The sequence below is a fragment of the Endozoicomonas sp. Z74 genome, assembly GCF_057680865.1.
In genome coordinates, this window is record NZ_JBLYZI010000155.1 from 1 (window position 1) to 9,565 (window position 9,565).

Genomic DNA, 9,565 nt, shown 5'->3' on the forward strand with positions numbered 1-9,565 from the left:
GATTAGTATGAATCATAAGGGTTACCTTTTTACGATTTAGATTTCAGTGATTTCACCCTCTATCTAAATCGGTAACCCTTCCCTTTTTTGAAGAGGGAATTGTCAGATCAGATCTGAACTAATGCAGCTGATGACCCTCTTTTCAGAAGCAGTGTTATTCCGATACTGTTTGCTCTCTTTCATACCGACAGCCAGGCATCAGAGCGGGAACTTAGAATTATTGAAATGTGGGTCGATATTGCCATGACTTCGAATAATCACTGTCTTCCATGGTGGAGGCCTGGAGAAGGAGAACCGGTTGAAACCAGTAAACCGGAAGCCTTGGAGCCTCCGGTCTATTCACAATGAGCCAAAAGTCATTCAACCGGCTGTCAGCTCCAGATCCTCTTTCATACGAACGAAGTCTTTTGCCAGGGGCGTCACCAGGGCTCGATCTGACAACTGGATCCTCCGATAGCCCTGTTCATAGCAGGCCCGCAGGTCTTTTTCCCCAACCACTCGCTGGTCCAGGATGAAAGCGCCTTTATTTTCAGGCTTATTCGGAGTTCCTTTCCCGAAAGGCGCTCCCACCTGATAAACCACCTCGTTGACGGAAGTCTTCTCTGGAGAGGGGCTTTCCGGCTGTCGTTCACCCGACATCACGCGGGCCAGGTTGTCCAGCGCCACTACCTCCATGCCAAAGGAGCACAGGGTCTCCTCTTTCTGCTGGAAGACCTGATAAAAAGCAGGCTTGGCGGTTTTCCGGTAGCGGCGATAAACAATCCCTTCTTCCAGAATATGAACTGTTCTGCCCGCCAGCAGGGACTCCACCATCACACAACCTTCAGTGCCTCTTTCCAGACCGATGGCCAGGGCCGATAGCAGGCTGTTGGGCAGGCTTGCCAGGAGGATATGGTCGAAACCGGCCGGATCCACCTTCTCCCCATCCGCACTGTCGGCTGTGTAGGTGAAAGAGAAACCATCACCCATCTTCTGCTGCAACTGTTGGCGATCACTGCACTCACCCACCACCAGAACCGATTCGGTCTTAATGGCTGCCTGCTGACCGCTCTGATGAGCCAGCAGCTGCTCCATCACCCGCCTGGCAATCTGTTCCACCAGGGCCTCAGTATTCATGACACGTTCTCCTTACATTCAGTGCCCACTTGTTCACTAATGGCTTCCATAGCGCTGATGGCAATGCCCAGAGGCGTGACAAGAAAAGGATTGCCGGGTTTATGGGTGGGAATGCCGGTCTGTTTTTCCACAATCTGTTCAAATTCCGGCAGGCAGGTGGTTCCCCCTACCAGATAGATGTCGTTTACGTCGTAACCCTGAATATGGTCACGGACAATGGAACCCATTTTTTCAATCACCGGCCGGACAATAGCCACCACATCACGATGGTTGGCCGCCTCTTTCTTGTGCGCTTCCGCTTCTTCAAAGCTGGATTTGAAGTGCCCTGCCAGCACCAGGGTAAGATGAGTACCACCCGTGGCTTCGTCGGCGGTATAAATCACTTCACCGTCCCTGAAAATCGACAATCCGGTGGTGCCACCACCAATATCCACCACCGCCCCGTTGCGAATCCCCAGCACCCGGTTGGCCGCGGTGGGTTCATCCAGCATATTCACCACTTCCATCCCGGCGCCCTCCACCACATACCGGTGGGTTTTGCAGACGGACTCCGGTGTGTTGGAAGGCATGGCAATGGCCGCCTTTTCCAGGCTGACCTGCAGGCGGTCTTCAAGCTTTTCCCTGAGACTTCTGACAATGTTGAGGGCACCCACATAGTCCACCACCAGGCCATCTTTCAATACCTGGGCAAACTGCATTTCCGTGGCCACCGGCTGACCGTCCTGATCCAGAACCACCAGAACAATATAGGCGGTACCAAGGTCAACACCGACCACCAGTTTCCCGGGATCACTGACCTTGCCGGTATGAATCAGGCTATGTTCTACCGCCTGAATCAGGCCGCTGATCCGTTCTGTATTGAATTCAGTCATGGTCGTAAGTCCCACAGGTTCCTGGAAGTGATCAGCGGGTAATCAATTCACCCACGGCATTCGCGGGAAGACCAACGGCATTGGCCTCGTCAAAATCGATGTGCATGGCCAGGGAAAAGCTGTCTTTTACCCGCACCAGCACCTTATGGAACGTCACCGGACGATCGGTTTCCACATGAACATCCACTTCCTGCTTGTCCTGCACTCCCAGCCTGGTGGCATCACTGCGGGTCATGTGGATATGGTTGCGGGCAATAATCACGCCCCGCTCAAGCTGAACCATGCCTTTCCCGGAGTGCAGGAAAATACCGGGGCTGCCGGCAATGTCTCCGGACTCTTTCAGAGGAGCCTTTACGCCCAGCTGACGGGCATCGGTTCTGGAGATTTCCACCTGGCTTTCCGGACGGGCTGGCCCCAGCACCGCGACTTTTTCAAAGGTGCCTTTCGGACCGATCACCGTTACCCGCTCTTCACACAGGTACTGCCCTGGCTGAGAAAGCTCTCTTTTGGGCGTCAATTGATGACCCGGACCAAACAGGGCTTCGACATCCCGCTGGCACAGATGCACATGACGGGCGGAGGCCTCTATGGGAATTTCTTTACCGCTGTCGGCCAGTGTTGCCGCAGCACACTCTACAATGACCTGATCAATAATCCGCTTCAGGACATCTTCATTCACGCGGATTCCACCATTGGTGTTCACACCCTAACCTCACACAGGATTGATCAACTATCCCAAACAGCCATGAGCGGGGAATGCCACTCACACCGGACGCTGAAAGTTCGTCAAAAAAGCCGGGACAACCCGGCTTTTTATTCATCCGTAAAACGGGAATTACTCCGCTTTGGCCTGGGGCAGAATCACTTCTACTTCACTGTGAGGACGTGGAATCACGTGTACGGAAACCAGTTCACCAACACGCTCAGCGGCGGCGGCACCAGCATCAGTGGCAGCTTTGACAGCACCAACATCGCCACGAACCATGATGGTCACCAGGCCACTGCCGATCTGTTCTTTGCCCACCAGAGTTACGTTGGCGGCCTTGACCATGGCGTCTGCGGCTTCAACTGCGCCAACCAGACCTTTGGTTTCAACCATTCCCAGAGCGTTAGAGATAGCCATTGTTTCTTACTCCCATCGTGTCCCCCCGGTGTCCGGGGGAAACGTTTTTAATGTGTTAATCAGTGGTTAAGAGGTTTAAGACTGAAGCACTCAAAGTGCTTTCAGTCGTTCAATCACCAGCCGGGTGATTGCTTCAATATCCAGCTCAGAGACCACCGGGGCAGCCTGAGCCGTTTCATTAGCTGACGCCTGTGGTTCACAGATGCCATAGGCCACATAGCGTTTGTTAAACAGGTGCAGTGGCGTGACATTGTCGGAGGTAGCAGAGCCACCTACACCACCGCAGCCCAGAGTGAACGCCGGGGGCAATCCAGTGGTTGCACCCACCGCTCCGTGCGTGGACGGCGTGTTGACCACCAACCGGGACACCGGCTTCTGCAAAGCAAACTCGCGAACCAGCTCATCGTTCTGGGTATGAATGGCCAGAGAGTGTCCGGCGCCTTCATAGTTCAGCAACTCCAGACAAAGCTCGCAGGCCTCATGGGCATCCGCTGTCCGGTAAAAGCCCAGCAGGGGAGAGAGTTTTTCCCAGGAGAAGGGATGCTTCTTGCCAACGCACTCACGGCCCTGTTCTGCCACCAGCACCCGGGTAGTAGCCGGTACTTCCAGCCCCGCCATCCGGGCAATCTCAACCGCCGGCTTACCCACGATCTTCGCGTTCAGGGTGCCTCTTGGGCCAATAATCACTTTCTCGACCCGGGCGGTTTCCGCTTCATTCAGGAAGTAACTTCCCTGGGCGATCATTTCGGCTTTCACCTGATCGGCAATCACATGTTCAGTCACCACATGCTGCTCAGAGGCACAGACCGTTCCGTTATCGAAGGTCTTGCTCATCAGGACGTAAGACACTGCCTTTTTGATGTCCGCAGTCCGCTCAATAAAGGCAGGGACATTGCCAGGACCTACGCCCAGAGCAGGGTTACCGGAACTGTATGCGGCCTTGACCATGGCAGAACCGCCCGTGGCCAGGATGATGCCGGTCTCCGGGTTTTTCATCAGCTCACTGGTGCCCTGCAGGGTCGGCTTGCTCATGACCGTAATCAGGTCAGCGGGAGCCCCCAGGCTTTGCAGGGTTTCCCTGAGCAGGCGGACCGTTTCAGTGATGCACTTCAGCGCTGACGGGTGTGGGCTGACAACCACCGCATTACCGGCCTTGATGGCAATGATGGATTTATAGATGGCCGTTGACGTTGGATTCGTAGACGGCACCAGACCGGCCACTACACCATAAGGTACCGCCACTTCCTGCATCTTTTTCGCACTGTCTTCTGCGATGATGCCAATGGTTTTCAGGTCGCGAACCGACGCTGCCAGATGCTTGCTGGCCAGCAGGTTCTTGGTGATTTTGTCCTGCACCTTGCCAAAGCCGGTTTCTTCAACTGCCATCTCTGCCAGTCGGCTGGCATTGGCCTCGCCGGTGCGTGCCATGGCTTCCACCAGGGCATCCACCTGAGCCTGGCTGTATCCCGCCAGTACCCGCTGGGCCTCTTTCGCCCGGCGAATCAGGTTTCTGACTTCCTGGATGGAAACAAGGTCTTTATCAAGAAGTTCCAATTTACTTCACCCTCTGGTGATATTCGATCATGGCCTTGATCAGCTCCGCCTTTTTGGCGAACTTGATCTGCTGCTTGCTCATCCCGAAACCGGGGAGCTGGCGGGCCATATTTCTCAAATCGACGGTTCTGTGAGCCTTGAGTTCTTCTGCTGTGGGCAGTGCAGAAGGCTCAGGGACAGCGATTGCCTGTTCTGGCTCACTGGCCTTCTCAACCGGCAGCTCCTGCTGGGAAGGCTGTTCAACAAGCGATTCAACACGCTTTTCAACAGTGGACTCTGGCTGAGTGTCTGCCCCCTGTGCGCCAGCATCCTCACCGGCAGCAACTCCAGCCAGCAGAGCATCAAGCTCCTGGGCCGGGCGGGCAATGACATGGGTAGAAACCACCTTACCCAGTCGATCTGCCGCCATAGTGCCCGCCTCAACGGCAGCCTTCACCGCGCCCACATCACCCCGGATAACGATGGTGATCAGGCCACCACCGGAGTTCTGCTTTGAGGCCAGACTGACATTGGCGGTTTTCAGGCAGACATCTGCCGCTTCCACCGCCGGGAGGTAGCCATAGGTTTCAATAAAGCCTGCTGCCTCTTGTCTGTTCATTGCCTGATACTCCCCTTCATCCGGTCAGATCAGAATTGCTTGGGGTTGGCCGCGACAAATTTCACCGCATCGGCAAAAGCATCGCAGGCGGCTTTACAGGCAGACTGGCTGCCGGTCAGCAAGGCACCACCAAAGTTCGTTTCTGAAGGAGGCTCAAACAGTTCGCACAGGGTGACATCCGCCGCTTTCATGGCCGCATCCAGGGCGTACATGGACTCCAGGGGAGGAGCGATCACATAAGCCAGGGCTTCGCCTTCCTTGATGCCTGCCATGTCGGCCAGGAAAGGACCCGTACGGGAAATGCACTGGGCATAGTAGGCGACGCTGTCTTCCTCGTTGGCACTGTAGAAAGAGTATTCGTTTTCTATGAAGTCGATAGCGACGTTCAAACCACTGCGAACTTCTGCAGGGCTTGGACCGGCCAGCATACCAATGACCTCACCGGCCAGGCTGGTGTTGGCATTGTCCGCACCACCATAGAAGCTCTTGCCCATGCACACCTGAACTTCGGCATTTTTGCAGGCCTCATCCAGTGCACAGTAGGTCACGTCATCACAGTCCGCTGTCAGAATGCCCAGGCTCTTGTAGCCTTTGGGCATGCCCAGCTTCTCTGCCATTTTGGCATCCACATTGGGGATCATTTTTACCGCCAGTACGCTGGCGCCCAGACGATCACCTTTCATTATTCATCTCCTGTCTTTTATAGGCTGCGCCAGCCATCAGAAACGGAAGCCCACGCCACTGCATTTCTGCTCGAACATCTTTTTGACGATGTTGGCAATGTGCGCACCGGCTTCAGCAGCAGGTGTTCCGCGACGGTGAATATTGGAGATTACGGTACGACCGGCTTCCGGCATCCCCACCTTGCCTTCATAAGTGATGTAGGCACCCATGGACTCTCCTGTGGCCAGTCCCGGGCGTTCACCCACCAGCATGACGGTGACTTTACTGCTGGTCAGTTCCGTCAGGTGATCCATAGCCCCCACACGGCCAAACTTGATGAACACCGTGTCGCCTACGCTCAGGCCATAGCCTTCCAGGCCCTGCTTCAGGGCAGGCAGAATGTTCTTCAGGTTGGCGTAGATCGCACTGGAAGAGAGACCGTCGGCTATCACAATCTGGACATCCGCACCTTTACGGCACTCAGACTGGATCCGGGCAGCGTCTTCTTCACAGATCATACGACCCAGGTCCGGACGGGTGACGTACATATCCTTGTCTTCACAGCAGGAAGTCACCGCCAACAGCTTCATCTCATCCACAAAGTCCTGGGGGACTTCGTTGAACACAGAGTCAATCGCCACGGCATGGTCAGCCCGGAACCGCAGCATGGTTTCGGTCTTGTAACGGGGACCGGCCTTGCCAATGCCCAGACGGGCAGGGGTTTTGGCCTTCAGCTTCATGTATTCGGCTTCGTTTTCAGCGTTATCCACTGCAAAGAAGTCGGACATTTCAACCGCGGTGATGTCGTTAAGATCACTGTCTGCGACATCATCGGTGTTGTTGACAACCTCGCTGGCAACGGAGCGGGTTACCGCCTCCTTATCCCCCTCATTAAGGTCGATTTCCTTGAGGACTTTGCCGATCAGGTCTTTTAAATCGTTTTCAGAAATCATGGTGAGCCCTCATTACTTCAGGAAAATCGAGGCATCGCCCGCTTTTGGCGTCAGGCGGCCGTTTTCCATAATGCCCATGCGCTCACACCAGGCTTCAAATTCCGGAATCGGGCGCTTGTTGAATAGCTCACGCATGGTGGCTACATCGTGGTAACCACTGGTCTGATACATCAGCATGATGTCATCACCGGCGGGAATACCCATGAAATAGGTACAGCCTGCAGCGGTCAGCAGGGTCATCAGGGATTCGTTGTCGTTCTGGTCGGTCTTCATGTGGTTGGTGTAGCAGACATCAACCCCCATGGGCAGACCATGCAACTTACCCATGAAATGATCTTCCAGGCCGGCACGAATCACCTGTTTTCCGTCGTACAGGTATTCAGGTCCGATAAAGCCGACAACGGTGTTAACCAGGAAAGGCTTGTAGCGACGGGCAAAGCCGTAGCAGCGGGCTTCCATGGTCACCTGGTCGGCACCGTGGTGAGCGTCGGAAGACAGTTCAGATCCCTGACCGGTTTCGAAGTACATGACATTAGGGCCGGTGCAGGTTCCCTGCTTCAGCATCATGTCATGGGCATCGGCCAGGTTACCGGCATTAAAGCCAAAAGCCTCGTTGCCTTTCTGGGAACCGGCAATGGACTGGAAAATCATGTCCGCCGGAGCACCCCGTTCCACCGCTTCCATCTGGGACAGCACATGGGCCAGGACGCAGTTCTGGGTAGGGATCTCAAACTTCTGCTTGATCTCTTCAAACTGGTGCAGACAGCGGTAAATACTGTCTGTAGTGTCGTCTACAGGGTTGAGACCGATGACTGCGTCACCAATCCCGTAGGACAGTCCTTCCAGCGTTGAAATACGGATACCGTCCACGTCGTCGGTAGTGTGGTTAGGCTGCAGACGTGCAGCCAGTGTGCCACGACGGCCAATGGTGGTATTGCAGGTAGCCAGCACTTCAATTTTGCTGGCAACGTAGATGAGGTCAGCGTTGGTCATCAGCTTGGCCACTGCGGCAATCATCTCGGAAGTGAGGCCACGGCTGATGCGACGGATCTCGGCACTTTGAACCTCATAAGACAGCAGCCACTCACGCAGCTCGCTTACGGTCCAGTTTTTAATCTCGTCGTAAATTTTTTCGTTGACATCGTCCTGGATAATCCGGGTGACCTCATCATCTTCATAAGGTACGACCGGGTTATTCCGGAGATCAGAAAGCAGCATTCGGGACAGAATGTCCTTGGCCGCCACCATTTCGGTAATTGATTCGGCGGCTATGCCCGCCAGTACGTCGCCAGAACGCTTTTCGTTGGCCTTGGCGAGTACTTCTTTGATGCTGGAAAAGCGATAAACCTTTCCAAACAACTTGGTTTTAAGAAGCATGAGGAGCCTTGCCTCGAGTTGGAAAAAGTGAGCGAAAACAAGGCTACAGAAGAGGACGGCTCCCCGGTTTGATATGCGTCAGCGGCCAGGGCTCAATAAAACTTGACTCATATCAATAAAAAAACCGGCCAAAACCGGCTTTTATCAGTGAAAAAGTGCTCTTATGATCAGGATCAAACTTCCATGCTCAGAAGAAGCGATTACTCCTGTTAAAAACTGATCTGGGTCAAATTCCTTCAGAAGCCAGGTGGCAACCACACTCTACAACCATGGCCAATATCTCGGGAGTCGTTGACTTTATATTCAGCAGTATTTGCCGAAAATTGACCATAGGTACCTCTTCTCAGGCAAACACTCATGGACAGAATCCCCCCAAAATCTTCTGCTGATGACATAGTGTCCAGACCAAAAGAAACAGAGAAAAGCGGTGAAGAGGGCGTCTTTGCGACGCGAAAAGGGAAAAAAACCGATGCTTCCAACCTGTCCTCCCCTGAGGAACCAACCAGCCGTCATACTCAAGGAAAAACCTTGAAAGAGCACTTGGTAAAACAGCTAAATCCTGCTTCCAAACCATCTTCTGAACCCGAGTGGTTCAATGATTCGGACTCCCAGTCCTCAGGTATTAGCAGTGATATTTTATCCAGCCAATCCAGTCAGAGCCCTGACCCCCATAAAAGCTCGATATTCTGGGGCGAAACAGACTCTGAAGAAAGTTCAGAAGAAGGCCTCTGCGACACTCATAACCCACAAACAGCTTTCCTTTCAGACAGTTTTGACGACAGTGATGACGGCATTTTTTTTGAGCCAGGGGATGACAGTAACGAAGAAAGTATTTTTTCCAGTTCCGGTGAGGAAAGCCTGAATGAAGAGGCAAGCGACAGCTCCTCCCAAGAAGAGCAAATCAGCTCCGGGTTCAGTGACGAAGAATCAGGTTCAAAAACCGAGTATCCGGCCCAGGCAGCTGAACATGCAGGAAAAAGACGACCTTCTCGGCCAAAACTTAAGCTTGTATTAGGCTCCATTCCCAGTGCAGTTAATACAAAAACTGAAGTGATCGTTGGCAGCAAAAAGGTTGATGTTGAGGAATCAGGGGAGCAACTTATGGTCGTTCGCCACATATCCCGGGAAGATAAAAGAATCTGGATCACCAGAAGCCGCTCCGTTCCCAAGGACGATGAAGAGCAGGGCAAAAACATGATCAAGAATCAATCAGCCCAAGCACTTTCATCATATAGTCTTCATCCCAGCCACAGGTTTTACGTTTGTTCTTGATACCAGCCTTCACTGAAGTATCAAGCTTGAGAAGGTT

9 protein-coding genes are annotated in these 9,565 nt (G+C 53.6%); all 9 read right to left on the reverse strand.

Going from position 1 to position 9,565, the window contains the following annotated elements; all coding sequences use genetic code 11:
• Positions 1-360: 360 nt before the first annotated feature.
• Positions 361-1,116: a hypothetical protein gene (locus ACNRUY_RS24875; protein ID WP_488114366.1), complete on the reverse strand. Its 756-nt coding sequence runs from the start codon at positions 1,114-1,116 to the stop codon at positions 361-363.
• Positions 1,113-1,988, reverse strand: coding sequence for an ethanolamine utilization protein EutJ (gene eutJ / locus ACNRUY_RS24880; protein ID WP_488114367.1), 876 nt, complete (start codon positions 1,986-1,988; stop codon positions 1,113-1,115). The genes ACNRUY_RS24875 and eutJ overlap by 4 nt, the downstream gene beginning before the upstream one ends.
• A 31-nt stretch (positions 1,989-2,019) precedes the next feature.
• A complete protein-coding gene (gene pduL / locus ACNRUY_RS24885) occupies positions 2,020-2,691 on the reverse strand; it encodes a phosphate propanoyltransferase (RefSeq protein ID WP_488114368.1) in 672 nt (223 codons plus the stop codon).
• Between the two features lie 132 nt (positions 2,692-2,823).
• On the reverse strand, positions 2,824-3,111 hold the full coding sequence (locus tag ACNRUY_RS24890; RefSeq protein WP_488114369.1) for a BMC domain-containing protein: 288 nt from the start codon (positions 3,109-3,111) through the stop codon (positions 2,824-2,826).
• Between the two features lie 90 nt (positions 3,112-3,201).
• On the reverse strand, positions 3,202-4,665 hold the full coding sequence (locus tag ACNRUY_RS24895; protein WP_488114370.1) for an acetaldehyde dehydrogenase (acetylating): 1,464 nt from the start codon (positions 4,663-4,665) through the stop codon (positions 3,202-3,204).
• A 1-nt stretch (position 4,666) separates the two neighbouring features.
• Complete coding sequence (locus tag ACNRUY_RS24900) at positions 4,667-5,263, reverse strand: BMC domain-containing protein (protein ID WP_488114371.1); 597 nt, start codon at positions 5,261-5,263, stop codon at positions 4,667-4,669.
• Between the two features lie 29 nt (positions 5,264-5,292).
• A complete protein-coding gene (eutL, locus tag ACNRUY_RS24905; protein ID WP_488114372.1) occupies positions 5,293-5,946 on the reverse strand; it encodes an ethanolamine utilization microcompartment protein EutL in 654 nt (217 codons plus the stop codon).
• A gap of 36 nt (positions 5,947-5,982) precedes the next feature.
• Positions 5,983-6,879, reverse strand: a complete 897-nt coding sequence (gene eutC / locus ACNRUY_RS24910; protein WP_488114373.1) for an ethanolamine ammonia-lyase subunit EutC — start codon at positions 6,877-6,879, stop codon at positions 5,983-5,985.
• Between the two features lie 12 nt (positions 6,880-6,891).
• The gene (locus ACNRUY_RS24915) at positions 6,892-8,256 is read right to left on the reverse strand and encodes an ethanolamine ammonia-lyase subunit EutB (RefSeq protein WP_488114374.1); all 1,365 of its coding nucleotides are present in this window, start codon (positions 8,254-8,256) and stop codon (positions 6,892-6,894) included.
• Positions 8,257-9,565: the final 1,309 nt, after the last annotated feature.